A 22,649-nucleotide genomic window follows, 5' to 3' on the forward strand; every position below is an offset into this window, starting at 1 on the left:
ACATTGCCGTCCACACCACCGGTGGCACCGCCACCAGCGATGTTGACCTGGCAACCGACGGTGTAGCCCGGGAAGATCTTGCCGCCTGCCGAGCCGGAGAGCTCGACCTGCGCGCTACCGGAGACCCACGCGTTGCGGTGCAGCGGCGTCGCGCCCATGGACGGGCTGATGTTCGCCGACTCGCCGACCAGGCGAATGGTCACGACGGTGCCGTCCGACAGCGTCTTGGTCAACTCCCCGCCCGGCAGCGGGACGAAGGTGTCGGCGTTCGCCGCACCCGTGGAGAACAGGCCCATGGCGATGGTGGCAGCGGCGCCGACGCCGGCCATCCGCGCCAGGTTCTTACGGTTGATCATGGTTGGTATCCCTCGAGGGTTGAGTCCGCTTCAGCGGGAGGATGGTTCGTTGGAGTCGACAGACGTCAGCCGATGCTGAACGGCATCCCGTAGAGGGTGGTCTTCGAGTAGTGATCGCCGATGATCTCGACGACCGTGTACGAACGCGCCTGCGCGTAACCCGCGCAGCCCTGGATCTGGATCTCGGCATCCTGGTACTCGACGGAGTACACCCCGGGCTTGAGGATGTCCTTGTAATCGATCTGAACGAACTTGACCTCACCGGGTCCGAGGTTGACACCGATCGAACCGCCCGCGCTCGCGCCGCTGAGGTTCACACTGCCCGACACGCCCGCGGAGATGGCGTCGTCGGCGATGCTGACCTGGCAGCCGACGATGTAACCGGTGCTCAGCTGCGACGCACCGTGCGTCGAGGAGTTGTTGGTTCCGGGGTTTCCGGTCGGACCGTTGTTGGGGCCGATCTCACCCTCCGGCGTCACGGTGACGTCGGCGACCGCGTTGCCCGATACCCAGACCACGCGACCGGCGCCGTTGGCAGCCAGCGACGGCGAAATCAAGGCCCGCTCTCCGTTCCGGGTGATCGTCACGCCCGGCCCCACCTTCTGGCCGTCCGGCAACGGCACGAAGGTATCGGCATCGGCGGCACCGGTCGAAAGCAGGCCCAGGGCAACAGCCGCGGCAGCGCCCACGCCCGCGACGCGGGCACCGCGGCGCAGACCTTTGGTGCGGTTCTCGCTCATACTTCCCCTCATCAGGTTCAAACAGTCAACCTCGACCATCGAGGCTGGACAGTGGTCCTCTCAGGCCCAGCTCAGTGTGTCGCTCCTTTGTTGCCGGTGTGTAACCGGTTGTTATTTCGGCGCAACGGACTTGCTGGTAACGGAACCGAGCCAGGGTTCCGCCGAACGGCTCCATGCGTGCCGGTACCCGCGCCAGCGGGGCCCGATTGCGAGTGGCTCGATGGGGAGATTAAACGTTTTATAACGGCGCTCGCAACGTAACGTTTCGTAAAGTTCAAGGTGACCTGCATCACACTTGCGCACATTTGAATATGGCTTGACGTGCATAAATACCGGATCGCTACAGCCGGGGCGGGATGAGTGGAGCAGATCGCGGCACAGGAGCGCCAGTGTCCGGATACGGGACAGGGCCGTAATGATCGCGCCGGTATTACTTCCGCGCAGAAATGATCACTGGCCGGTTACAGACCAAGGGGGATTGATTACGTAGCTACTACGTAGATAACGGTCAGCCGTGATGCGGGGGGATCTGGGCGCGCAGCCAGTCGTCGGCGGACCGGACGTCGTCGCGCTCGTCGCGCTCGTCCGCGGTGGTCTCGGGCAGAGTGTCGCCGAAGATCTTCGCCAAGCGCGCGGCATCCCTCGCCCGGCGCGCCGCCGGGCGAGGGGTCTCAGGGGGTGTGGGGGCGGTGATTACTCGACCAATCCGGACAGCTCACCGATCACCCGGCTCGCGAGCGGGCCGAGCGTCGCCATGCCGTCCCGGATGGCGGAACGGGTGCCGGGCAGGTTGACCACCAGGGTGCTTCCGGACACGCCTGCCACACCACGGGAAAGCCCGGCGTCCAGCGAACCGGCCACCCGACCGGAGGACCGCAGGGCTTCGCTGATTCCCGGCAACTCGCGGTCGAGCACCTGCGAGGTGGCCTCCGGCGTCACGTCGCGCGGGGACATGCCCGTGCCGCCGACGGAGATCACCAGATCGACGCCGCCGATCACCGCGGTATTGAGTGCGTTGCGGATTTCCACCTCGTCGGCCTGCACCGACACTGACGCGTCCACGAGGAAACCCGCCTCGGTGAGCAGCTCGGTGACCAGCGGACCGAGCGAGTCAATACCTCCATGCGCCGTTCGATCGTCGACGACCACCACCAGAGCACGCCCCGCCACAGGAGCATCGATTTCCATGGTGCTCACCGTAGCGCCTGCGTCCAGCAACTCGGCGGCCGCGCCGAGAACGTCGGCGTCCACATCGATCTCCGGGCCCCGCCCGCCGGGCACCAAGCGCATCACCGGCCGCCGTCCGCGGGCGCGCCGGAGAGGGTCACCTCGACGGTCTTGGGGTTGTTGCCTTGTGCGTCGGTGTAAGTGACCTTCACCTTGTCTCCTGGCTGATGCGAGCGAACCGCGGCGACGAGCGCGTTCCCGGAATCGATCGGGCGGTCGTCGAGCTTCGTCACCACAGCCCCCGGCGGAATGCCCGCGCGTGCCGCGGGACCGTCCGGCGTGACGTCGCGAACCTGCGCGCCGGAAACCTGTTGGGCAGGGTCCTGCTGGCGCGACACCGTGATGCCGACCTGGGCGTAGGTAGCCTTGCCGGTCTTGATCAGTTCGTCGGCGACGCGGCGTGCCTGATCGACGGGGATCGCGAAGCCGAGTCCGATCGACCCGGTCTGGCCGCCCGCCGTCTCGGTGGGCCCGAGCGTCGCGATGGCCGTGTTGATGCCGATGAGCTTGCCGCCGCCGTCCACCAGCGCGCCGCCCGAGTTGCCCGGGTTGATCGCGGCATCCGTCTGGATCGCGTCGATCACGGGGCTGACCGCCGCGGCGGGGTCGCTACCGTCGCCGCTGGTCACCACGGGCCGGTTCAGCGACGACACGATGCCGGTGGTGACCGTGCCCGCCAGCCCCAGCGGCGAGCCGATCGCGACGACTGGCTGGCCGACCTGCAGATTCGCCGAGGTACCAAGCTCGATGGGGGTCAGGCCGCTCTTCCCGGACGCCTTGATGACGGCCAGGTCGGAGACCGGATCGGCGCCGACCAGCGTCGCGGGCGCGCTGCTGCCGTCGGAGAACACCACTTCCATCTTGGCGCTCGGTCCACCGCCCGCGGCCACGTGATTGTTGGTCAGGATCAGGCCGTCGGACGACAGGACGACCCCCGAGCCCTCACCCTCGGCCTTACTGCTGGCCACCTTGATCATCACCACGCTGGGCAGCACCTTCTGAGCGACCGCCTGGGTGGAGCCGGCCGGAGCGTTGACGGCATTGCTCACGTTCGGCCTGGGAGCGTCCAGGGCGTTGGTGGCCGGGGCTCGACCATCGTCGCCGTGTGTGACCAACGCGCCGACCGCACCGCCGACTCCTCCGCTGACCAGCGCGAGCGCGACGGCGCCGACGGCCAGGCCCGCGCGGAACGGACGCCGCGGCGGGGCGGGCGGGGCGCCATAGGCCGGGCCGTGCGGTCGAGTGGGGTCATTCGGCGGACCGAAGGACGCCGGATATCCCGGGAACGGCGCGGCCGGATGTTGCTGCGGCGGGTACTGCGCGGTGGGATGCGGCGCTTCCTGCGGACCGTAACCGGCGGCATGCGCGTCCCCCGGCCCGGACGGGCCCGCGGCCTGCGGACCCGGCTCCCGGCGATCCTTCGAATCCTCGGTCATGGACTCCTCGTTTCTCCTCGCGTCCCGACCAGGGTGGCCACGGCGACTGAGAGCGGACTGAGACCGTGCTTTCAGTTTTCCGAGAGCTGTGCAGTCGGTACTGCGATAGAACCACTGACTACTTCATGTCTCAAATCCTGCGGCAAACCAATCGGAGCAATGTTCGAAATACCCGGCCGACGATGAATATTCCGCACAGCACTCGACATTCTGTCGGAAATGGACTTCCGTCGCCCGGTATTGCGTCAATCGGACACCGGCGCGCCCGGCTCGCCGGGCAACACGATGCGGACAACGGCGCCGCCGCGTTGCGAGGTATCGATCGCGATGGTGCCGCCGTGTTTTGTCACCACCTGCTTGACGATCGCCAGACCGAGCCCGGAACCCGGCATCGATCGCGACGACATGACGCGATAGAAACGCTCGAACACCAGCTCGCGCTCCGCCGCCGGAATACCGGGACCGGCGTCATCGATGGACAGCTCGAGCAGGCCCGGGCCGCTCTCCCGCATGAGGATGCGGACCTGCGCGCCGGCCGGGCTCCACTTGGCCGCGTTGTCCAGCACGTTCAGCACCGCGCGCTCCAAGCCCGCCTCGTGCCCGTAGACGAACCACGGGCGCAGATCGGCGACGAACTCGATTCCGGTGCGTCGGCGGCGGGCGCGTTCGAGTGCGCGTTCCACCACCTCGCCCAGATCCACGCGCTCGTAGACGGTTTCCGGCGCGTCCTCGCGCGCGAGATCCACCAGATCGCCCACCAGGGTGGACAACTCCTCGATCTGGGCCATCACGTCGGCGCGCAGTCCGGCCATGTCCTCGTCCGGGATGCGGGGAGCGCCGGGGCGGCTCGAAGCGATGAGCAACTCCATGTTGGTCCGCAGCGACGTCAGCGGCGTACGCAGCTCGTGTCCGGCGTCGGCGACCAGCCTGCGCTGCCGATCGCGCGACTCGGTCAGCGCGCGCAGCATGGTGTTGAAACTTTCTGTGAGCCTTGCCAGTTCGTCGTCACCGGTGACCGGGATCGGAGTCAGGTCGTCGGTGCGGGCGACTCGCTCGGTGGCCGCCGTCAGCCGCGCGATGGGCCGCAGACCCGTCCGCCCGACCGCCGTGCCCGCCGCGGCGGCCAGCACGACGCCGCAGCCGCCGACCACGAACAGCAGCCAGGCGAGCCGGTCGAGCACCTCCCTGGTTCGGTCCAGCCGCTGGGAGATGACCAGCGTCGCACCCGAGTTGGTGTAGACCGCCAGCACGCGCTGGTTGCCGTCGGTGCGCAACGACGAACTCCGCTCGCCGCGCGCCACGGCCAGCTCCTGGTTCCCGACCGGCGGATCGGTGGATTGCGGGGGAAGCCAGCGCCGGAGGTCGGGATAGATCAGCGCGATGCCGGTGTCGTCGTAGAAGGCCGCGGCGACCATCAGATTCAGGTTGTTGAAGCCGTACGGATTGCTGGCGATCACGGCCGTGGAACGGCTGCGCAGCTGGGCGTCGACGTCGGCGTACAACGCGCGCGCCACCAGCGCGTAGGCCGCGATCGAGGTGACCGCCACCGCGATCGCCACGACGGAGGCGGCCAGCAGCGTCACCCGCCAGCGCAGCGAGACCGACCGAGTCAGCGGCATGGGTGGCCGCATGTCCGCGGGCTCGGGCGGCCGCTGGCCGAGTGCGGCGACGGCGGGACGTCTGGGTGTGTTGCGTGCCATATCCCGCGACCTACGGTGGCGTTTCACGCAGCACATAGCCCACGCCGCGCACCGTGTGAATCAGCCGCGGCTCGCCTTCGGCCTCGGTTTTGCGGCGCAGATAACCGATGTAGACCTCGAGCGCGTTTCCCGAGGTTGGGAAATCATAGCCCCAGACTTCCTCGAGAATGCGGCTACGGGTCAGCACCCGGCGCGGGTTCGCCATCAGCATTTCCAGCAGTGAGAACTCGGTGCGGGTGAGACTGATCGGCCGGGCGCCTCGGGACACCTCGCGGGTCACCGGATCCAGCGACAGATCAGCGAACTTCATTTCCTCCGATGCCTCACCCGGACCCGCTGTCGTCCGCCGCAGCAGCGCGCGCAGCCTGGCCAGCAGCTCTTCCAGTGCGAAAGGCTTCGGCAAATAGTCGTCCGCCCCGGCATCCAGCCCTGCGACCCGCTCCGATACCGAATCTCGCGCGGTGAGAACCAGAATCGGCAAATCATCGCCCGTACTGCGAAGACGGCGGCAGACCTCGAGCCCGTCGAGCCGGGGCATCATGACGTCCAGGACGAGCGCGTCGGGTCGCTGGACGGTTGCCTTCTCCAGCGCGTCCACGCCATCCACCGCGAGATCGACGGAGTAGCCGTTGAACGTCAGCGACCGGCGCAGCGATTCCCGGACCGCCCGATCGTCGTCGACCACTAGAATGCGCATGCCCCCAGTTTGACCGCACCGACTGAGAGGTAACTGAGAGCGCGCTCTCGACACGCCGTGGCGAACACCCGCCAGAACCCCCGGCGCGTCGCCCACGTCAACCCCGGGTGACCAGGCTCTTCCAGGGCCCCGCCGAGAAGTTGACGCGTCCCTTACGCATTCCACCGCGAAACACGTTCTCTATAGCCATATTCGGTAAATTGAAGACCGACTCCCCCGGATTGCCGATGACCCCTCTGCACGGTATGTTCCGTGCGGTAAAAAAGAAGACCTCTAGTTGGTTCTTTGCGGGTTGAATCAATACCGAACAGCCACGCGCGCCCGAGGTCACTGGTGAAGCGGAGGCGACGGAAGCGGATGGAAGCTGCACCGCGGTCCTGGCAATTCAGCCTGTCGAACTGGTCGGTCACCCGCAAGGTTGGCGTGGTGCTGGTGCTTCCGGTGCTGCTGGCCACCGTCTTCGCCGTGCTCCGAATCAACAACGAACTGCGTACCATGGCGCAGTTGGACGCGGCGACCGAACAGGCGATCATCATCCGCCCGATCGTCAAATTCGGTTCGGCCACCGAGCAACTCGGCGTCACCGCGACCGCTACCTGGGGCAATACCGCGGACCCGCAGACCGACGCGGCGCTGACGAAGTTCGACCAGGCCTTGGCCGAGCTGGAAGGCGCCTTGCAGACCACGAAGGTCAGCGGCCGGGTCACCTCCGAACTCGCCTCGGCAATCGCCACCGGCACCACGATGCGCAACAGCCTGCGCAACGGTTCGCCCGCCATGGTCGGCGAGCAGTCCGACGAGATCATGGTCCGCATCGGCAACGCGCTCGCGCTGTCGCCGTCGGTGGACGACCTGGTCATCCAGCGGTACTTCCTCCAGCTGGCGTCGGTGCAGACCGCCCGGCGGGTGCTCACCCAGCAGCGCATGCTGATCGGCTCGCCGGACGCGGGCCGCAACCCGAGCGTGCGGCCGCGCGTGCTGGTCGCGGCGGGCGCCGAGATCACGATGATCTACCAGTACGCGCAGATCCTGCCGGACTACGCGGGCAATATGCGCCCGCTGCTGGACGCGGTGCAGACCCGTCTGGGCACGTTCAGCCAGAACGTCGCCGATCCGGCGTCCAACCCGGCCGTCATCGACTCGCTGCTGGTCAGCTCGGACACCTACGAGAAGACCACCGCGCAGCTGATCGACACCATCGACGCCGCGCTGGCCGCCCGCACCATCGAAGCGCAGGCCGGTGCGCTGCGCGAGACGACGATCGTCATCGGCATGCTGCTCGCGGGCCTGGCGCTGGCCCTCTCGGTGGCGCGCACCCTGGTCGTCCCGGTCCGCCGCCTGCGGCGGGACGCGCTCGAGGTGGCGCACATCAAGCTGCCCGACGAGCTGGCCGTGGTGCGCGCGGGCGGCACCACTCCCGAGATCACCCCGGTCGCGGTGCACACCACCGACGAGATCGGCCAGCTGGCCCGCGCCGTGGACGAGATCCACGAACAGGCGCTCAACCTCGCCGCCGACCAGGCCCGCTTGCGCCTGCAGATCGGGAACATGTTCGAAACCCTGTCCCGCCGCAGCCAATCGCTGGTCGAGCAGCAGCTGGCGCTGATCGAGGACCTCGAGCACGACGAGGACGACACCGACCGGCTGCAGAGCCTCTTCCGCCTCGACCACCTGGCCACCCGCATGCGCCGCAACGGCGACAACCTGCTGGTGCTCGCCGGTACCGCGCTGCGCCGCGGCCAGCTGCACCCGGTGCCGCTGTCGGACATGCTGTGGAGCGCGGTCTCCCAGGTCGAGGACTACCAGCGCGTCGAGATCGGCGCGGTGCCCGACGGCATCGTGGCGGGCGAGCCCGCCGTCGACATCGAGCACCTGCTCGCCGAGTTGATCGACAACGCGCTGCGCTACTCGCCGCCGACCACGCCGGTCACGGTGATGGTTTCGCGCGCGGTGGACGGCGGCTACCTGATCGAGATCACCGACCGCGGCCTCGGCATGTCGCTGGAGGACCTGCAGACGACCAACGACCGGCTCGCCTCCGGTGGTGAGGTGACGGTCGAGACCGCGCGCCGCATGGGTCTGTTCGTCGTCGGACGGCTGGCCAAGCGCCACACCATCACGGTCAGCCTGCGGCGCACGTCCACGATGGCGCAGCAGCCGGGCATCACCGCCAGCGTGCACCTGCCCGGCGCGCTGGTCGCGCCGCCGATGGACGTCACCGACCCGGCGGGCAAGCCGCTCGACCTGACCGCCGAGCATCACCTGCCCCCGCACGTCACGCAGCCCACCGGTGCGCACCCGCGCAACCTGGTTCCGGTGCCGAGCCTGCCGCAGCGCGACACCGCGCGTTTCGGCGTGACGAGTTCCGGCTTGCCGCAGCGTCGTCCGGCCATCCGCGTGGCCGACGCCCCCGACCAGCCCACGGTCTCCACGCCGGTCGGCCGGGCGGTCAACCCGGCGGATCAGCCGCCGACCCAGCCGTGGCCGGTGCTCACGCCGCGCGCGGACGACCGCACCCCGACCGGTCCGTTCGCCCCGGTGACGCCCACCACCGGTGAACACGCCGTCGAACGGGAGCAGAAGCCGGCGCGCACCGATCTGTGGGCCGAGGTGAAGGACGACGAGCCGGCGACCGGCCCCACGCCGACCGTGCCGAGCCAAGCGCCCGCGCCGCAGACCACCGCGCGATCCGGTCTTCCGATCCGGAAGCCTGCCGCACCCGTCGACCCGCCGCAGGAGGTGGCACCGGAACCCGCGACGGTGACCTCCTCCCGGCTACAGCCGGTCGCCGGAGCGTCCCCGACCCCGATCTATCAGCGCATGGTCTCGGAATGGCTGGTCGAGCCCTCGACTTCGCAATCGCCGGAAAGCTCGTGGTCCTCGCCTGGTGACGCGGGCTGGCTGGCCGCCGAGGATGCGAGTCATCCGACCACCACCGCGCGCACCGTCGGCGGACTGCCGATCCGCAGGCCGGGCGCCCAGCTGGTGCCGGGCGGCCTGGCGCCGGTGGAGGACGCGGGCCCGCGTGATCCGGAAGAAATTCGCAACAACCTGACCAGGCATCTCAGTGGGGTCCGCAGCGGGCGGGCCAATGCGCAGTACAACGACGGAGGGCTTGCATGACCAACGCGAACAACAGCACCACAGACGAGAATCTGAACTGGCTGGTCGCCCGCTTCACCCGCGATGTGCCCGGCGTGTCCCATGCGGTGCTGGTATCGGCCGACGGCTTGTTGCAGGCCACCAGTCCGCATCTGCCCAGCGATCGCGCCGAACAGCTCTCCGCCGTCACCGCCGGGCTCGCCAGCCTCTCCATGGGCGCGGCCTCGCTGTTCGACGGCGGCAAGGTGATGCAGTCGATCGTGGAGATGCAGCGCGGCTACCTGCTGGTGATGAGCGTCGGCAACGGCTCGCATCTGGCCGTGCTGGCGAACAAGTCGCATGACATCGGCCGCATCGGCTACGAGATGGCATTGCTCGTCGATCGGGTGGGTTCGGTGGTCACCGCGACCGCGCGCACCGCTGTCTGAGCGTGAGATGTCCAACCCATACGGCCCCGGACCACGCCCGACAACGCGCGTCCGGCCTTACGCCCTGACCTCGGGGCGTACCGAACCCGCGATCGACCTGCCATTGGAGGCGGTCATCGAAACCTTGTCGTACACTGCACATCTCGACTGGCCGACCGGCGATATCCGCACCGAGATACTCCGGCTCGGCACGCACCGCCTGTCGGTCGCGGAGATCGCGGCACATCTGGACCGGCCGCTCGGCATGGTCCGGGTGGTGATCGGCGACCTCGTCGTCGATGGCACCATGCGCGTGCATTCGACCCTGACCGAAGAGGCGAGCTATGACGAGCGCCGTTCCCTGATGGAGAGGACATTGCGTGGACTCCGCGCCCTATAGGAATCTGGGGCCCAGTGGACATCCCGGGCCAAATGCGAATCTCGGACCGGGAAACGCCCCCGGGCCGGACAGCTTCGAGAATCGGGTCGCTTCGACGAAGATCGTCGTCGCGGGCGGCTTCGGCGCGGGCAAGACCACCTTCGTCGGCGCGGTGTCGGAGATCGTTCCGCTGCGCACCGAGGCGATGGTGACCCGATATTCCGACGGCATCGACGATCTCGCCGAGACGCCGGAGAAGGAGACGACCACCGTCGCCATGGACTTCGGCCGGATCATCCTGCCGGGCAACCTGGTGCTCTACCTGTTCGGGACGCCGGGTCAGCGGCGGTTCTGGTTCATGTGGGACGACCTGATCCGTGGCGCGATCGGTGCGGTGGTGCTGATCGACACCCGACGGCTGGAGGACAGCTTCGCCGCGGTCGACTTCTTCGAGGCACGCAAGCTGCCGTTCCTGATCGCGGTCAACCGCTTCCCGGACGCGCCGCGCTTCCCCATCGCGGAGCTGCGCGAGGCGCTGTCGGTGCGCGAGGGCGTGCCGATCGTGGACATCGACGCGCGCAACGCGATGGAGGTGCGTCAAGCGCTCGCCGCGGTCACCGAGTACGCGATCGCTCAGCTGAAAGCCAGCGAGCTGGAAGGGACCGCCCGCCATGCGTGAGGTCGCGGTGCTGGCCGCAGGCGGGGCGTCAGTCGACCAGTTCGCCCTCGGCTACTGGATGATCGCGCTCTCGCTGGGCATCTCGGTGCTCGGTGCGGTGGTCGGTCTCGCCTGCATCGTGCACGGGGCGCGCTCGGTGCAGTTCCGGCTCGTGTGGCTGGTCTCGGCGGCGATCTCGCTCGGCGGCGTCGGGGCGTGGCTGGCCACCTCGGTGGCCATGCTCGGCCTCAAAGTGCCCGGGAGCGCGATGCGGTACGACCCGGGCAGGCTGATCGCCGCCCTGGTGGTGTCCATCGCGGCCGTCTTCGCGGCGCTGCTGATCATCGGGCGCACGCCTCGGCTGACGCTGCTGCTGCCCGGCGGCTTGGTGCTCGGCCTCGGCATCGGTGTCACGCACTACCTCGGCATCGGCTCACTCGAGATCCAGGGATCGGTCGGCGTGACGACCTGGCTGGCCGCCGTCTCCGCCGGGATCGGGGTGATCACCGCGACCGCGACGCTGTGGCTGTTCCAGACGATGCGCTTCCCGCTGGCCCGCGCCGCGACCGTGCTGCTGTTCGGCGTCGGCGTGTCCGCCACGTACTACACGGCGCTGGCGGCGCTGCATTTCGACGTGGACCGGACGGCGAAGGTGCCCGGCGGCGTCGAGCTGTTCGACTTCGTGTTCCCCATGTTCGTCATCGGCTTGCTGGCGTTGACCGTGCCGATCTCCGCGGTGCTGATCGCGCCGGATCGCCGTGAGCTGGCCGGCCCGCCGAAGGTGCGGCGGCCGAAGCTGCAACCCGTCCGCTGACCCGCGGTCGCCGGCAACGGCGAATCACACGGCCCGCGGTTCGGATTCACGGCGCGGAACGGGGCTGTTCGACCGTTTCGCGCTGACCGATCCCCGCGGGCGGTGCGGATTCGGCGATGCCCCGGATTCACCCGCCCGGCCCACTTACAGTGGAGGCCATGCGTTTCGGTCTCGACTACGCCGCGGGACGTCCGGGGGGCGCGGCGATTCGGGCGGCGGGGTACGACTTCGTGGTGCGGTATCTGTCCGAGGGTGGCCCGAGCCTGCCCGGAAAGCTGCTCACCCCGGCCGAGGCGAACGAGCTGCGGACGCACGGCATCTCGATCGTCTCGAATTGGGAGACCACGGCCGCGCGGATGCTGGACGGCTACGGTGCGGGCATCGTGGACGCGCGCGCGGCCCTCGCCCAGGTGCTGCGTTGCGGCGGCCGGGTGGACCGGCCGATCTATTTCTCGGCGGATTTCGACGCTTCGCAGCAGGATCAGTTACGCGTCAACGCCTATCTGGACGGTGTGGCGACCGTGCTCGGCCGTGTGAACGTCGGTATCTACGGCGGGTACTGGGCGGTCAGCCGCGCGCTGGACGCGGGGTACGCGACGTGGGCATGGCAGACCGACGCGTGGTCCGGCACGAACGTGGAGGCCAGACGCGCGATTCATCAGACGCTGCGCCAGGTGACGGTCGGCGGCGTGCGCTGTGACGTGAACGAGGCCGAGACGACCGATTTCGGCCAGTGGGATTTCGTGGGACGGGAGGATCCGGACGTGACGCCGGAGCAAGAGGAAGTGCTGCGCGACATCCAGATTCAGCTGCGCGGGCCCGGCTTGTCGGGCTGGCCGCAACTGGGCGCCGACGCGGACGGCCGGAATCGGACGCTGGTGGACGGATTGGCCGCGGCATTGGCGCGAATCGCCGCATTGGAGCGCGAATCCGCCGCATTGCGAACGCAAGTCGGCGAATTGCGCACCGAGATCAGCGAACTGGAGGCGACGACCGCCGAACTGACCGACCAGGTGGAACGCTGGAGCGGGCGGCACTGGCCGTGGCCACTATCGCTGATCGAGGGCCCCGCGGCGCTGGTCGGTGAGCAGCTCGCGCGCTTGGAGGCCCTGTTACCGGACCTGCCCGGGCTGCCTGGACACGACGGTGGCGTTCGCCGCGCGCCGGGCGGTGACGCCGGACCGGCGGCGTTGACCTCGAAAAACTGAGTCGCACACCGGCGCGACGATCGGAGCCGCGCCGCCCGGTGGGCGAGAGCGATTCGGGAGAGCGGAAACCGGCGAACAGCCCCGGAATTGGCGATGGACGGGTTCTCTTGGAAACCAAGAGAACCCGCCCTCGACGACGAGGGTACCGGTATCGGACTGTCAGCGCACCATTTTCGATGAACTTTTCCCCTGCCGAAAACCAACCGTTGGTCCGGGATTCGTCGCCTGGCTATCTGATCGCAATCGCTTCACGCGCAATAGTGCGACGTGATGCGGGACACATAGTTTGCTAAATATTAGCCAATTCGTCCGGGAGCGGGCGCAGAATTCTCCTCGGGAGGCCTCGACGTGGCCGTTTCCGGACGGTTGACCAGCATCCCGTTCATCCGGAGCCGCGTCGGCATCGGCCGAGCAATCGCCCGTCGACACCAGGCGCTAGGCGGCGAAGGGCTGCACGACAGTATCCGGCGCGTACCGCTCAGAGCTTCTCGACGTCGATCAACCCGCGCCGTACGGCCGCGACCAACCGGCGCGGCACCTTGTGCACGACGCCCGCGACGGTCACCGGCACCAGATCCACGGGCGCGGCCTTCCAATTCGACCGGCGGCTGCGAGTGTTCGACCGCGACATCCTCCGCTTCGGTACCGCCATCTCAGGATTCCTTCCGTGCGCGCTTGCCGTATTTGCGTTCGAACTTCTCCACCCGGCCCTGGGTGTCCAGCACGCGGTGCGCACCGGTCCAGAACGGGTGCGAGTCGGCGGTGACGTCCACCGTCAGCAGCGGATAGGTGTTGCCGTCCGCCCACTCCACGGTGCGCGTGCCGGTGGCCGTGGACCGGGTGAGAAATCGCTTGCCGGTGTTCACGTCCTCGAAGACCACCAAGTGGTAGTCCGGGTGGATCCCTTTCTTCATTTCGCCTCTCCTCTCGGGCTTTTCGCGTCCTCTACGGGTTGTCCCGGTTGGTCGCCGCTCGCGCACGGGTCGGCGTGCCATTCCCCGAACGGGTCCTGCCACTGGGCGACTCGCTCCGGCGCGCGCTCGACCAGCCGCAGTTCGTCGTCCTCCACCAGCGCCCAGTGCAGCGCTTCGCGGATCTCCGCCGGATCGGCGTCGTGCACGAGGATCGACAGCGAGACGTCCCGGTCCCCGAACCGCTCGTCCCAGCGCAGGGCGGCCATCGCGCGGCGCTCCGGATCGGCTTCGGCCAGTTCCTCTTCCGGCAGCGCGGCCAGCCAGCGCCCGGCACCGCCCACCCGCAGGCCGCCACCGGCTGATTCGAGCCACACCACCTCGTCGGGCTGGGTGGCCAGCCAGACGCGCCCGCGGGCGGTGACCACGCCCTCGAGCAACACGTCGAGAGCCTGGTGCAAGCGGGCGGGATGGAAGGGCCGCGCAGCGGCGAACTCCACGAGTTCGACGCCGTAGTCACCGGTCAAGGGCGGTCGGCCACGCAGCAGCGGCGCGTGCGCGTCGAAGATCCTGCCGCGGCGCGAATCGGCGGGGACGCGCGTGAGCAGCGTTTCGGCCAGCGCGGGGGTGATGGACTCCGGCTCGTCCACCCAGGCGATCGGCGCGCCGGGTACCAACCGGGCCAGGACGGCGGCGAACTTGCCGCGGTCGACCGCCATGTCCGCGAGCGGCGCTTCGGGTGTGACGGCGCCCAAGGCGATGACGGCATCGGCGAAATCGACCTGCCCGACCGCGACCTGCGCCACCGTGCGGTCGTCGTCGGCGGCGGCGAGGCCCCGTTCGGCGAGCGTCTCGTCCCCGGTCGCGTCGGCGAGCCAGGCGCCCACGTCCAAGCAGGTGACAACCGCGTCCACCCGCACGTCGCGCCCGGCCGGCCCGTCGACGCGGCCGTGCACGCCGGCGACCACGACATGCTCGATGGCCTGGCACACCGCTTCGGCCTCGAACGCCGGGTCCAGCGCCAGCACGATGCGATCCACCGATTCACGCTGGGAGAGAGTGCGCAACAGCGGAAGCAGATCCATCCGCAGCGTGCACGAGACGCAGCCGTGCGCGAGTTCGAGCACCGCCGAGGTCTCCCGCGTCGCGGTGCGCACCGTGCGGTGCACGATGCCTTCCCGCAGCTGCGTCAGATCGTGGCGGACCACGATGGTGCCCGGAGCCATGCCAAGCACCGCGGCCGCGCGATCGACGCCCGTCGCGGCGAGTCCCGCGAAACCGGCGAGCACCACCACGGGCGTTCTGCGGTCGAACTCGGGTGGGGAATCTGCCGCCGCCACCGGAACTCCTTTCAGTAACGATTTTCATTTGCTGTAAGGCAACGGTACATTGCTGGACAGCCGTTGTCGAAAATGATTGTCATCTACTGGAGGGAGTCCGGATGTCGGCCCACTGCCAGGTCACCGGGCGCAAGCCCGGCTTCGGTAAGTCCGTGTCGCACTCGCACAAGCGGACCAGCCGCCGCTGGAACCCGAACGTCCAGCGCAAGACCTACTACCTGCCCAGCGAAGGCCGGCGCATCACGCTGACCGTCTCCGCCAAGGGCATCAAGACCATCGACCGGGACGGGATCGAGGCCGTGGTGGCCCGGCTCCGGGCCCGCGGCGACAAGATCTGAGGAGCGACCCATGGCGTCGAAATCGACCGACATCCGCCCGATCGTCAAGCTGAAGTCCACGGCGGGCACCGGGTACACCTACGTGACCCGCAAGAATCGCCGCAACGACCCGGACCGTCTGGTACTGCGCAAGTACGACCCGGTGGTGCGCAAGCACGTCGACTTCCGCGAGGAGCGCTGAGATGGCCAAGAAGTCGAAGATCGCGCGCGATCAGCAGCGCAGGACGATCGTGGCGCGCTACGCGGCACGCCGCGCCGAGCTGAAGAATCTCATCCGGAAGCCGGATACGCCGGAGTCCGAACGCGCGGCAGCCCAGGCAGAACTGCGGAGACAGCCGCGCGATGCCAGTCCGGTACGATTGCGCAATCGGGACGCCGCAGACGGACGACCGCGCGGTCATCTCCGGAAGTTCGGACTCTCCCGTGTGCGTGTGCGCGAGATGGCCCACCGGGGCGAATTGCCCGGTGTGCACAAATCGAGCTGGTAGACAACCACTGATCTCGAGAAGGAACTCGTCATATGGCAGTCAAGCGAGCACCGTCGAAGAAGGTCCGCGCCGAGCAGGCCCGCCGTCCGAAGAAGAACCCGCTCATCGCCGCCGGCATCGAGACGGTCGACTACAAAGACGTGAACCTGCTGCGTACGTTCATCTCCGATCGCGGCAAGATCCGAAGCCGCCGGGTCACCGGGCTCACCCCGCAGCAGCAGCGCCAGGTCGCTGTCGCGGTGAAGAACGCCCGTGAGATGGCCCTGCTGCCGTTCACCAGCCGGTAAGCGGACCGCGCGAGACGAGCGAAGCGGAAAGACCCCCGATGCGTGCGCACCGGGGGTCTTTGTCATCGCGGTTACCGGACCGGTGGGATCACGGGATGGTCAGCACCTGGCCGGGGTTGATCGCGTCCGGGTTCGGGATGCCGCTGGCGTCCGCGATCTCCCGGTAGCGGTTTCCGTCGCCGTAGAAACGCTCGGCGATCGCCCACAGGGTGTCGCCCGGCTCGACGGTGTAGGTGCGCGGCTCGGGAGCCGGAGGCGGAGGCGGCACCTCCTCGACGGCCGGAGCCGCGACCTGTTCGGGCTCCGGCGCCTGCTCCGGTTCCGGGGCGGGCAGCGGAGTGTCGGTGTGGGTGCCGGAAGCCCACAGCGCGCCGCCGTCGGCGCCGTACAGCACAACGTTGCGATCGGCCTGTACGACGAGCCGATCGGCCGCCTGGCCGTTGGTCTCGGTCGCCCACGCGGCGCCGTCGCTCTTGTAGAGCACGAAGTTGCCGTCCTCCTGCAGCACGGCCCGCTCGACGCCCTGATCATGAGTTTGGGTGGCCCACACCACATTTCCGCCCGGCTCGGACAGCACTAGATTGCCGTCGTCCTGCAAAGTGAGGGTGTAGGCCCCGCCCTGGAGCGATTGCCCCCGCCCGAGTTCTTCGCCTACGCGCAGCGTGTCGACCACGATACTTCCTTTCCAGAAAAAGCTGGTAGAGCATCCGACATGGACGCGCGCCACCACGTCCCGGCGCGCATCCCCGCAGAACTTACTGCCCCCGAACGGTTTTCGGAGCTGTTACGCGCAGGGTTCGCGGAACGTTCACTGTGGGGTTCGTCCCAGTGCGAACGCACCCGCGGTGCGCTACGCGGCGCAACGCCGGGACTAGGGTGGCGGTATGGATCGGATCCAGGCCGGACGCGCCGCCACCGCTGTCGCCGTAGTACTCGCCTGCCTCGCCGCCGGGGGCTGCGGCGGCTCCGACGACGAGGGGGCATCGCAGAGCACGAGCGCCACGTCGAGCGCCGCGCCGCAGACTCCGATCGAGGATCCTCGCGGGAACCAGGGCAACGAGTTCACCGCCGATCCGGCCATCGTCGGCGCGCACCCGATCCCCTTCCGATCGTGGACTCGCTTGGCGGACAACAAGATAGCGGTGAACTTCGAAACCGGATCGCCGGAGTGCTACGGCGTGGACGCCACGGTCACCGAGACCGCGTCGACGGTCACCGTCGAACTGCGCTCGGGCAGCCGCGCCGAGGCGGTCGGCCGGATGTGCACGATGATCGCGGTATTCGGCACCCTGGAGGTGCCGTTGAAAGAACCGCTCGGCAACCGCACCGTGCTCAGCGCGGCCTAGGACGACGTGCGGCACGGCCGGGGATTCCGCGCCGCACGGATTCGCCTCCGTCTTCCCACACGGGAGGCCAGGTAGCTACCGGCTTGCGCCGATGTTCCACGGCCGCGTCATCTCCGGTGGAACGGAAACGCCGCGCCGGACCTTCGATCCGACGCGGCGTTCCAGGACTACCGACCTCAGTGAGCGAAGTGGCGGGCCCCGGTGAGATAGAGGGTGACGCCGGCCTCGCGCGCGAGGTCGATGGTCTCCTGGTCGCGCACCGAACCACCGGGCTGCACGATTGCGCGGACACCGGCCTGGATGAGGGTCTGCGGACCGTCCGGGAACGGGAAGTACGCGTCGGACGCCGCCACCGAGCCCTTGGCGCGGTCCCCGGCCCGCTGGACCGCGAGGCCGACCGCGTCCACGCGGTTGACCTGGCCCATCCCGACACCGACCGAAGCACCCTCGTGCGCGAGCAGGATCGCGTTGGACTTCACGGCCCGGCAAGCGCGCCAGGCGAACGCCAGATCGGCGAGCGTTTCGGCGTCGGCGGGCTCGCCCGCGGCCAGGGTCCAGTTGGCCGGGTCGTCGCCCGGCGCGTCCAGCACGTCGCGCTGTTGCAGCAGGACGCCGCCACTGATCGGGCGCAGCTCGGCGCCCGCGCGTCGCGGCGGCTCGGCGACGAGGATGCGCACGTTCTTCTTGCGCTGCAACACTTCCACCGCGCCGTCTGCGTAGGACGGCGCGACGATGACCTCGGTGAAGATCTCGGCGACCTGCTCGGCCATCTCCACGGTGACCTCACGGTTGGTGGCGATCACGCCGCCGAACGCGCTGACCGGGTCGCAGGCGTGCGCCTTGCGATGCGCCTCGGCGATGTCGGCGCCGAGGGCGATGCCGCACGGGTTGGCGTGCTTGATGATCGCGACGGCCGGGGCCTCGTGGTCATGGGCGGCGCGCCAGGCCGCGTCGGCGTCGACGTAGTTGTTGTACGACATCTCCTTGCCGTGCAGCTGCCGCGCCTGCGCCAGTCCGAGGCTGCCGTCGCCGTTGGTGTACAGGGCGGCGGACTGATGCGGGTTCTCGCCGTAGCGCAGCACCGCCGACCGCGCCCAGGTGCCGCCGAGCCATTCGGGGAACCGGATCGCCGTGTCTTCGGCCGCGTCGCCCGTGGCCAGCACGTTGGTCATCCAGCTCGCGACGGCCACGTCATAACTCGCGGTGTGCTGGAACGCCTTGGCCGCCAAAGCCGTGCGCTCGGCCAGCGTGAAACCGCCGGACTTCACCGCGGCCAGCACGTCGTCGTAGTCGCCGCTGTCGACGACCACCGCCACCGAGGGGTGGTTCTTGGCCGCGGCGCGCACCATGGACGGCCCGCCGATATCGATCTGCTCCACGCACTCGTCCGGGGTCGCCCCGCTCGCCACGGTCTGGGTGAACGGGTAGAGGTTGACCACCACCAGCTGGAACGCCTCGACGCCGAGCTCGACGAGCTGGTCGACGTGCTCCTGCTTGCGCGAGTCCGCCAGGATGCCCGCGTGCACCCGCGGGTGCAGGGTCTTGACCCGGCCGTCCAGGGTCTCCGGGAACCCGGTCAGGTCCTCGACCTTGGTCACCGGGATGCCCGCGTCCGCGATCTTGCCCGCGGTGGAACCGGTCGAGACCAGCTCGATGCCCGCGGCGTGCAGACCGGTCGCGAGCTCGACGAGACCCGTCTTGTCGTAGACGCTCACCAGCGCCCTGCTGATCGGCTTGCGTTCACTCACCGGAGAACTCGCTCATCTGGGATAACTGCCTTTCGTCCGTCGGAGACAATGCCTCGCGTCGCGACGGCGGCGACGACCTCCGCCAGCAACCGTCGCTCGACAACCTTGATGCGCTCGTGCAGGGCGGCCTCGTCGTCACCCGGCAGCACCGGCACCGCCTCCTGCGCGAGAATCGGCCCGGTGTCCACGCCCTCGTCGACCAGATGCACGGTGCAGCCGGTGACCCGCGCGCCGTAGGCGAGCGCGTCACGCACGCCGTGCGCGCCGGGGAAGGCGGGCAGCAGGGCGGGATGGGTATTGATGATCCGGCCGCCGAACCGGTCCAGGAAGGCGGGACCGAGCAGCTTCATGAAACCCGCCGATACCACCAGATCCGGCTGGTGCGCGGCGACGGTCTCGGTGAGCTCCACATCCCACGCGGCACGGTCCGGAAAGTCCTTCAGCGCCACCCGGAAATGCGGTATGCCCACGGCGTCGGCGTGGGTGGTGGCGGCGCACAGCCGGTCGACGCCGACCGCGACGACCTTCGCCGGGTAGCCGGGTGCGGCCGCGGCGTCCAGCAGGGCACGCAGCAGTGAGCCGGTGCCCGACGCCAGCACGACGACGGTGGCCGGCGTCGCTGCCGGCTTCCACGAGGCATGCGGGGACGTCAGCGCTCTACTCCCTGATCGATCGGATGGCGGATGGATGCGGCACCGCCGGGTTAGAGCCTAACGACCGTCCACCCGGTCACTGTCCGGCAGGTCCGCCTCGACCACTTCGGCGTCGACGATGTCCGATGTGGCGTGGTGGTGATATCGGCCGCCGGACTCGATCGCGGGTGGATCGTCGACGAGTTCGGCGTCCAGCGGCGCTTCCAGCTCCGGCCGGTCGTAGTCGGCGTAGTAGTCGTCGTCCTCGTAGTAGTCGCCGTCGTCCGCTTCGTAATACGCGTCGTAGTCGGCGTCGTCCTCGTCGAGGTAGTCGTCGTACGGATCGGTGTAGTCGCCCGGTGGAACGCCGACCGGCACGAGGAACCACCGCGCGAACGCCAGGCCCGCGTAGCCGGGAACGGCCAGCCAGGCGAACGTGATCAAGGGGAATACCGGCAGATCCAGCCCGACCCGGCCGACCGCGCCGAGTTCGCCGCCCGCCACCGCGCCGGCCAGCGTGAGCGCGAGCGCGGCGAGCCCGGCGGAGGTGAGCGTGGCCCACGGCGCGGTGATCCGGTCGGTGGAGGTGCGCGCGAGGTCGAGCCCGCCGAGCACGCCGACCGCGGCGGGAACCACCAGCAACACCGGCCACCATCCCGCCGCCGGACCGGTCGGCACGGCGGCCAGCAGTGGAAAGGCCGGGATGGGGCCGCCGACGACGGAGAACACCCCGAAGGACGCGGCGCCGATCTGCGCGCTGGAACCGACCAGCACACCGACGGTCTGGATGGCCAGGTTCGGCACGTACGCCAGCGAGAGCAGCGTCAGGCCGAGGACGCCTCCGAAGTTGCCCGCCGACTGATACATCTCGCCCAGCCGGGAAATGTGCGCGAGGAACGAGATCACCACGACCGCCGTCGCACAGCCCAGCAGGCGCAGGACCGAACGCCCCGCGCCGTAGAGACCGGATACCGCCCAATCGGGCAGGCGCAGCAGCGCGAACAGCTGTCGCCGCAGACGGACGGCGATACCGATGGCGGCGGCGAGCAGATACAGCGCCGCGACCCAGGCGAAGGCGGCGAGGGTGTTCGGCGGTTGCAGTGCGATGACACCGGAAGCGTCTTCGGTGACCGCGAGGCAGACGGAGGTGACCAGCAATGGACCGCCCACCGCGGCGCCCACGATCCATCCGAGATCCGCCCTGGTGGACTGCGGTTCCACGGCGCGGGCGCATTCCCGTGCGGCCAGCCAGACCAGCAGCGCGGTCGGCAACAGCGGAAGCAGTCCGAGCGAGGTCTTGCCGATCACCAGCGGAACCTGGTGCACGCCCAGCCAGGAGGCCGCGATCGCGCCGGAGGTGCCGTCCAGATCGCTGCCGGAGGCCAGCAGCGTGACGAAGACGAGGACGACGAGGGTGGTCAGCCCGAAGGCCGAGGGGCGGCCCGCGACCGCGATGAGCACCCTGGACCGCTCGGGGGTGAGGGACAGAAACCCGTCTTCGTCCGCGTCCGGGGGCGGCTGCGACGCACGCGACCCGCCGATCCGGCGGGTCGAGGAGTTTCTGGAGGAGCTCATGGCAATTCAGCGTGGCATCCTCCCCGGCGCGAGCGGGTCAGGCGCGCCGCAGGCACCTGACCGCCGCGCCGGGGGCGCCGCTGAGTTCCTACTTGTTGTTGTTGTCGTCCGACGAGGGACGGAACGCCTGGGTGGCATCCGAGGACGGATCGCCACTCTGCTCGCCGCCGAACGGCTTGTTCTGCTGGCTCGGCTGCGCCTGCTGCTGACCGTAGCCGGGCGTACCGTAGGGCGCCTGCTGACCGGTCTGCTGCTGGCCGCCGAAGTGCTGGGTGACGCTCTCGTCCGGGCGCGGCTGCGCGCCGTACGGCGAACCCGGCTGCTGGGACGCGCCATAGGCCGTGGTCTGCTGGCTCTGCCCGTAGGGCGACTGCGGCTGGCCGTACGACTGACCCTGCTGCGCCTGACCGTAACCCGGCTGACTCTGCTGCTGCCCGTAGGGCGAGGGCTGCCCCGCCTGGGACGGGAACTGCGGCGGCGCGGACTGAGCGCCGTAGCCCGCCTGACCGTACGGGCTGGCTCCGTAACCGGGCTGGCCCTGGCCGTAGGACTGCTGACCCTGTCCGTACGACGGCTGCTGCTGCTGGCCGTAGCCGCCCTGGCCGAATCCGCTCGGCGCGGTGGCCGGGCGCGGCGCGGGGGCCTTGAGGATGCCCGCGTCGAACAGCGCCGCGGCGATCGACACCGCCGCCTGCGCGAAGGCCAGCACGAGCAGGACGTACGCGCCCGCCTTCAGCTCGCTGCCCTCACCGAAGTTGAACGACTGGAACAGCAGCGCGATGAAGCCCGCGGTCGAAGCCGCCGCCGCCGCGCCGATCCAGTTCTGCTTCGGCAGCAGCGACAGCCCGGCGAGCAGACCGCCGAGCAACAGCAGGCCGAGCAGCGGCGTGCCGGACGCCACCTCGAATAAGTTGGCCGTTTCCGGTGCGCTGACCCTGCGGCCGCCGATATCGACGGGCTTGCTGCCGAGGAACGGCAGGAAGCCGAGCAGGAAGTTGATCACGCCGAGCGCGGCTACGCCGACCACCAGGAAGAACGGCAGACCTTTGGCATCGGAACCGGTAGCGCTCGAACCTGAAGTGGCACCACCCGTCGCCGGGCTCTGACTGGATGGCGCTGAGGGCTGGGGTGTGTTGTACCCGGAGCCCCCGGTCGGGTAGGACATGTCGTCGTCTCCTCAATCGAGTCGTACATGGTCTTCACGGCTGGATTACTTCTGACGCTACTGCACTGTCTCGCCCCGGTCACCCTGCCGCGACG

25 protein-coding genes are annotated in these 22,649 nt (G+C 69.1%); 11 read left to right on the forward strand and 14 right to left on the reverse strand.

Going from position 1 to position 22,649, the window contains the following annotated elements; translation table 11 throughout:
• The 6 genes from ACZ6DL_RS11980 to ACZ6DL_RS12005 all read right to left on the reverse strand — a co-directional run.
• Window positions 1–356, reverse strand: a 356-nt coding sequence (locus tag ACZ6DL_RS11980; protein WP_466050537.1) for an MspA family porin, incomplete at its 3' end; no start/stop codon positions are given.
• A 65-nt stretch (window positions 357–421) separates the two neighbouring features.
• Window positions 422–1,096, reverse strand: coding sequence for an MspA family porin (locus ACZ6DL_RS11985; protein WP_062975832.1), 675 nt, complete (start codon window positions 1,094–1,096; stop codon window positions 422–424).
• A gap of 693 nt (window positions 1,097–1,789) precedes the next feature.
• The gene (locus ACZ6DL_RS11990; RefSeq protein ID WP_181719529.1) at window positions 1,790–2,284 is read right to left on the reverse strand and encodes a MogA/MoaB family molybdenum cofactor biosynthesis protein; all 495 of its coding nucleotides are present in this window, start codon (window positions 2,282–2,284) and stop codon (window positions 1,790–1,792) included.
• 101 nt (window positions 2,285–2,385) lie between these two features.
• A complete protein-coding gene (locus ACZ6DL_RS11995; RefSeq protein WP_466050539.1) occupies window positions 2,386–3,759 on the reverse strand; it encodes a S1C family serine protease in 1,374 nt (457 codons plus the stop codon).
• Window positions 3,760–4,004: 245 nt separating this feature from the next.
• Entirely contained in the window at window positions 4,005–5,459 is a 1,455-nt protein-coding gene (locus tag ACZ6DL_RS12000) for a sensor histidine kinase (RefSeq protein WP_466050541.1), read from the reverse strand.
• A gap of 10 nt (window positions 5,460–5,469) precedes the next feature.
• Window positions 5,470–6,156 (reverse strand): response regulator transcription factor, encoded by a 687-nt coding sequence (locus ACZ6DL_RS12005; RefSeq protein ID WP_062977293.1) that lies wholly within the window; start codon window positions 6,154–6,156, stop codon window positions 5,470–5,472.
• A gap of 357 nt (window positions 6,157–6,513) precedes the next feature.
• Here ACZ6DL_RS12005 and ACZ6DL_RS12010 point away from each other — a divergent pair, with 357 nt between their 5' ends.
• From ACZ6DL_RS12010 to ACZ6DL_RS12035, 6 genes are all read left to right on the forward strand, one after another.
• Window positions 6,514–9,279: a sensor histidine kinase gene (locus ACZ6DL_RS12010; RefSeq protein ID WP_466050543.1), complete on the forward strand. Its 2,766-nt coding sequence runs from the start codon at window positions 6,514–6,516 to the stop codon at window positions 9,277–9,279.
• Window positions 9,276–9,686: a roadblock/LC7 domain-containing protein gene (locus ACZ6DL_RS12015; protein ID WP_039801134.1), complete on the forward strand. Its 411-nt coding sequence runs from the start codon at window positions 9,276–9,278 to the stop codon at window positions 9,684–9,686. Before ACZ6DL_RS12010 ends, ACZ6DL_RS12015 begins: the two co-directional genes overlap by 4 nt.
• A gap of 7 nt (window positions 9,687–9,693) precedes the next feature.
• A complete protein-coding gene (locus tag ACZ6DL_RS12020; protein ID WP_040782732.1) occupies window positions 9,694–10,065 on the forward strand; it encodes a DUF742 domain-containing protein in 372 nt (123 codons plus the stop codon).
• 100 nt (window positions 10,066–10,165) lie between these two features.
• Entirely contained in the window at window positions 10,166–10,723 is a 558-nt protein-coding gene (locus tag ACZ6DL_RS12025) for a GTP-binding protein (protein WP_040870011.1), read from the forward strand.
• Window positions 10,716–11,516 (forward strand): MHYT domain-containing protein, encoded by an 801-nt coding sequence (locus ACZ6DL_RS12030; protein WP_466050546.1) that lies wholly within the window; start codon window positions 10,716–10,718, stop codon window positions 11,514–11,516. The genes ACZ6DL_RS12025 and ACZ6DL_RS12030 overlap by 8 nt, the downstream gene beginning before the upstream one ends.
• A 158-nt stretch (window positions 11,517–11,674) precedes the next feature.
• Complete coding sequence (locus ACZ6DL_RS12035) at window positions 11,675–12,724, forward strand: DUF1906 domain-containing protein (RefSeq protein WP_466050547.1); 1,050 nt, start codon at window positions 11,675–11,677, stop codon at window positions 12,722–12,724.
• A 478-nt stretch (window positions 12,725–13,202) separates the two neighbouring features.
• On the opposite strand, the gene rpmF is transcribed toward ACZ6DL_RS12035, so the two are convergent.
• Genes rpmF through mrf form a run of 3 tightly spaced genes read right to left on the reverse strand, consistent with a single transcriptional unit; the run spans window position 13,203 to window position 14,975 of the window.
• The gene (rpmF, locus tag ACZ6DL_RS12040) at window positions 13,203–13,376 is read right to left on the reverse strand and encodes a 50S ribosomal protein L32 (protein ID WP_040869869.1); all 174 of its coding nucleotides are present in this window, start codon (window positions 13,374–13,376) and stop codon (window positions 13,203–13,205) included.
• 1 nt (window position 13,377) lies between these two features.
• A complete protein-coding gene (locus tag ACZ6DL_RS12045) occupies window positions 13,378–13,638 on the reverse strand; it encodes a type B 50S ribosomal protein L31 (RefSeq protein WP_040869871.1) in 261 nt (86 codons plus the stop codon).
• Window positions 13,635–14,975 (reverse strand): ribosome hibernation factor-recruiting GTPase MRF, encoded by a 1,341-nt coding sequence (mrf, locus tag ACZ6DL_RS12050; RefSeq protein WP_466050550.1) that lies wholly within the window; start codon window positions 14,973–14,975, stop codon window positions 13,635–13,637. Before mrf ends, ACZ6DL_RS12045 begins: the two co-directional genes overlap by 4 nt.
• A 101-nt stretch (window positions 14,976–15,076) precedes the next feature.
• On the opposite strand from mrf, the gene rpmB reads away from it, so the two are divergent.
• The 4 genes from rpmB to rpsR are packed head-to-tail and all read left to right on the forward strand — an operon-like array spanning window position 15,077 to window position 16,088.
• Window positions 15,077–15,313 (forward strand): 50S ribosomal protein L28, encoded by a 237-nt coding sequence (gene rpmB, locus ACZ6DL_RS12055; RefSeq protein WP_063052922.1) that lies wholly within the window; start codon window positions 15,077–15,079, stop codon window positions 15,311–15,313.
• A 10-nt stretch (window positions 15,314–15,323) separates the two neighbouring features.
• Complete coding sequence (rpmG, locus tag ACZ6DL_RS12060; protein WP_019049259.1) at window positions 15,324–15,494, forward strand: 50S ribosomal protein L33; 171 nt, start codon at window positions 15,324–15,326, stop codon at window positions 15,492–15,494.
• A 1-nt stretch (window position 15,495) separates the two neighbouring features.
• Window positions 15,496–15,801: a 30S ribosomal protein S14 gene (rpsN, locus tag ACZ6DL_RS12065; RefSeq protein ID WP_040869875.1), complete on the forward strand. Its 306-nt coding sequence runs from the start codon at window positions 15,496–15,498 to the stop codon at window positions 15,799–15,801.
• A gap of 32 nt (window positions 15,802–15,833) precedes the next feature.
• Window positions 15,834–16,088 carry a 30S ribosomal protein S18 gene (gene rpsR / locus ACZ6DL_RS12070; protein WP_011211513.1) on the forward strand — a complete coding sequence of 85 codons (255 nt, stop codon included), beginning with the start codon at window positions 15,834–15,836 and terminating at the stop codon, window positions 16,086–16,088.
• A gap of 88 nt (window positions 16,089–16,176) precedes the next feature.
• On the opposite strand, the gene ACZ6DL_RS12075 is transcribed toward rpsR, so the two are convergent.
• Window positions 16,177–16,761, reverse strand: coding sequence for a LysM peptidoglycan-binding domain-containing protein (locus tag ACZ6DL_RS12075; RefSeq protein WP_466050553.1), 585 nt, complete (start codon window positions 16,759–16,761; stop codon window positions 16,177–16,179).
• Between the two features lie 211 nt (window positions 16,762–16,972).
• Between ACZ6DL_RS12075 and ACZ6DL_RS12080 the strand changes: the two genes are divergently transcribed.
• Window positions 16,973–17,434 (forward strand): hypothetical protein, encoded by a 462-nt coding sequence (locus ACZ6DL_RS12080; protein ID WP_466050555.1) that lies wholly within the window; start codon window positions 16,973–16,975, stop codon window positions 17,432–17,434.
• Window positions 17,435–17,610: 176 nt separating this feature from the next.
• On the opposite strand, the gene purH is transcribed toward ACZ6DL_RS12080, so the two are convergent.
• From purH to ACZ6DL_RS12100, 4 genes are all read right to left on the reverse strand, one after another.
• Window positions 17,611–19,182: a bifunctional phosphoribosylaminoimidazolecarboxamide formyltransferase/IMP cyclohydrolase gene (gene purH, locus ACZ6DL_RS12085; RefSeq protein ID WP_466050557.1), complete on the reverse strand. Its 1,572-nt coding sequence runs from the start codon at window positions 19,180–19,182 to the stop codon at window positions 17,611–17,613.
• Window positions 19,179–19,835 carry a phosphoribosylglycinamide formyltransferase gene (purN, locus tag ACZ6DL_RS12090; RefSeq protein ID WP_393233993.1) on the reverse strand — a complete coding sequence of 219 codons (657 nt, stop codon included), beginning with the start codon at window positions 19,833–19,835 and terminating at the stop codon, window positions 19,179–19,181. The genes purH and purN overlap by 4 nt, the downstream gene beginning before the upstream one ends.
• Before the next feature lie 57 nt (window positions 19,836–19,892).
• A complete protein-coding gene (locus tag ACZ6DL_RS12095; RefSeq protein ID WP_466050559.1) occupies window positions 19,893–21,389 on the reverse strand; it encodes a cell division protein PerM in 1,497 nt (498 codons plus the stop codon).
• A gap of 88 nt (window positions 21,390–21,477) precedes the next feature.
• Window positions 21,478–22,554: a DUF5336 domain-containing protein gene (locus ACZ6DL_RS12100; protein WP_466050561.1), complete on the reverse strand. Its 1,077-nt coding sequence runs from the start codon at window positions 22,552–22,554 to the stop codon at window positions 21,478–21,480.
• Window positions 22,555–22,649 lie beyond the last annotated feature (95 nt).

The organism is Nocardia sp. NPDC041819, assembly GCF_055590505.1.

Coding starts and splice junctions, on each gene's coding strand:
- ACZ6DL_RS12045 (WP_040869871.1), bottom strand. CDS start 13,638: ATGAAGAAAGGGATCCACCCGGACTACCACTTGGTGGTCTTCGAGGAC.
- ACZ6DL_RS12035 (WP_466050547.1), top strand. CDS start 11,675: ATGCGTTTCGGTCTCGACTACGCCGCGGGACGTCCGGGGGGCGCGGCG.
- ACZ6DL_RS11995 (WP_466050539.1), bottom strand. CDS start 3,759: ATGACCGAGGATTCGAAGGATCGCCGGGAGCCGGGTCCGCAGGCCGCG.
- ACZ6DL_RS12080 (WP_466050555.1), top strand. CDS start 16,973: ATGGATCGGATCCAGGCCGGACGCGCCGCCACCGCTGTCGCCGTAGTA.
- rpsN (WP_040869875.1), top strand. CDS start 15,496: ATGGCCAAGAAGTCGAAGATCGCGCGCGATCAGCAGCGCAGGACGATC.
- ACZ6DL_RS12000 (WP_466050541.1), bottom strand. CDS start 5,459: ATGGCACGCAACACACCCAGACGTCCCGCCGTCGCCGCACTCGGCCAG.
- ACZ6DL_RS12030 (WP_466050546.1), top strand. CDS start 10,716: ATGCGTGAGGTCGCGGTGCTGGCCGCAGGCGGGGCGTCAGTCGACCAG.
- rpmG (WP_019049259.1), top strand. CDS start 15,324: ATGGCGTCGAAATCGACCGACATCCGCCCGATCGTCAAGCTGAAGTCC.
- rpsR (WP_011211513.1), top strand. CDS start 15,834: ATGGCAGTCAAGCGAGCACCGTCGAAGAAGGTCCGCGCCGAGCAGGCC.
- ACZ6DL_RS12015 (WP_039801134.1), top strand. CDS start 9,276: ATGACCAACGCGAACAACAGCACCACAGACGAGAATCTGAACTGGCTG.
- ACZ6DL_RS12010 (WP_466050543.1), top strand. CDS start 6,514: ATGGAAGCTGCACCGCGGTCCTGGCAATTCAGCCTGTCGAACTGGTCG.
- ACZ6DL_RS12005 (WP_062977293.1), bottom strand. CDS start 6,156: ATGCGCATTCTAGTGGTCGACGACGATCGGGCGGTCCGGGAATCGCTG.
- ACZ6DL_RS12100 (WP_466050561.1), bottom strand. CDS start 22,554: ATGTCCTACCCGACCGGGGGCTCCGGGTACAACACACCCCAGCCCTCA.
- ACZ6DL_RS12020 (WP_040782732.1), top strand. CDS start 9,694: ATGTCCAACCCATACGGCCCCGGACCACGCCCGACAACGCGCGTCCGG.
- ACZ6DL_RS12095 (WP_466050559.1), bottom strand. CDS start 21,389: ATGAGCTCCTCCAGAAACTCCTCGACCCGCCGGATCGGCGGGTCGCGT.
- ACZ6DL_RS11985 (WP_062975832.1), bottom strand. CDS start 1,096: ATGAGCGAGAACCGCACCAAAGGTCTGCGCCGCGGTGCCCGCGTCGCG.
- ACZ6DL_RS11990 (WP_181719529.1), bottom strand. CDS start 2,284: ATGGAAATCGATGCTCCTGTGGCGGGGCGTGCTCTGGTGGTGGTCGTC.
- rpmF (WP_040869869.1), bottom strand. CDS start 13,376: ATGGCGGTACCGAAGCGGAGGATGTCGCGGTCGAACACTCGCAGCCGC.
- rpmB (WP_063052922.1), top strand. CDS start 15,077: ATGTCGGCCCACTGCCAGGTCACCGGGCGCAAGCCCGGCTTCGGTAAG.